This window comes from Burkholderia sp. BCC1988 (assembly GCF_905339895.1).
Classification (GTDB): Bacteria; Pseudomonadota; Gammaproteobacteria; order Burkholderiales; family Burkholderiaceae; genus Burkholderia.
Window position 1 is genome coordinate 1 of sequence record NZ_CAJPHA010000072.1, and the last position, 844, is coordinate 844.

General features: G+C 63.4%; 2 protein-coding genes. Both read right to left on the minus strand.

Translation table 11 applies throughout. The annotated features are described in order from the left end of the window. The coding region (locus U4012_RS35590) for an ATP-binding cassette domain-containing protein (RefSeq protein ID WP_321804559.1) at positions 1-239 on the minus strand (239 nt) is incomplete at its 3' end. A gap of 23 nt (positions 240-262) precedes the next feature. Further along, positions 263-844: branched-chain amino acid ABC transporter permease (locus tag U4012_RS35595; RefSeq protein ID WP_321804561.1), on the minus strand; the 582-nt coding region annotated here is incomplete at its 5' end.

The following is an 844-nucleotide window of genomic DNA, read 5'->3' on the forward strand; positions in this document are numbered from 1 at the left end:
GCGACCTGGTGCACCGCGGTCGGCTTGTATTCCGTGCCGTCGAGCTTGAACTCGCCGGAGTCCGGCGTGTAGAGGCCCGTGATCACGTTGAAGAACGTGGTCTTGCCGGCGCCGTTCGGGCCGATCAGGCCGTAGATCTCGCCTTCCTTGATCTGCAGGCCGACGTCGGACAGTGCCTGCAGCCCGCCGAAGCGTTTGTTCACGCCCGAGACGGACAGTCGGATTTGCTTGTCGCTCATGTGTGTATCCCCTTGTCCGTTGGTTAAGCGCGCACCGGCTTCTTGCTGTTGCGCTTCGCCAGTTTCGCGATCTTGTCCTCATGCTTCGGCGCCGGCCACAGGCCTTCCGAGCGGTACAGCATGATGATCACCATCGCGAGGCCGTACAGCGCCTGACGGATCACTTCGGTGTCGACGATGTCGTGACCGAAGATCGCGTGCTGCAGCGGGCTCATCGTCGAACGCAGGAATTCCGGGAAGATCGCGAGCAGCACCGCGCCCAGGATCACGCCCGGGATGTGGCCCATGCCGCCGAGCACCACGCACGCCAGCACGACGATCGATTCCCAGAACGTGAACGACTCAGGCGACACGAAGCCCTGGAACGCACCGAACATCGCGCCCGACAGGCCGCCGAACGACGCGCCCATCGCGAACGCGAGCAGCTTCACGTTACGGGTGTTGATGCCCATCGCTTTCGCGGCGATTTCGTCTTCGCGGATCGCGGCCCATGCGCGGCCGATACGCGAGTGCTGCAGGCGCGTACAGACCCAGATCACCAGCAGCGCGCAGAGCACGAACAGGTAGTAGTACATGTAGACCGACGGCAGCTGGAAGCCGAAGAT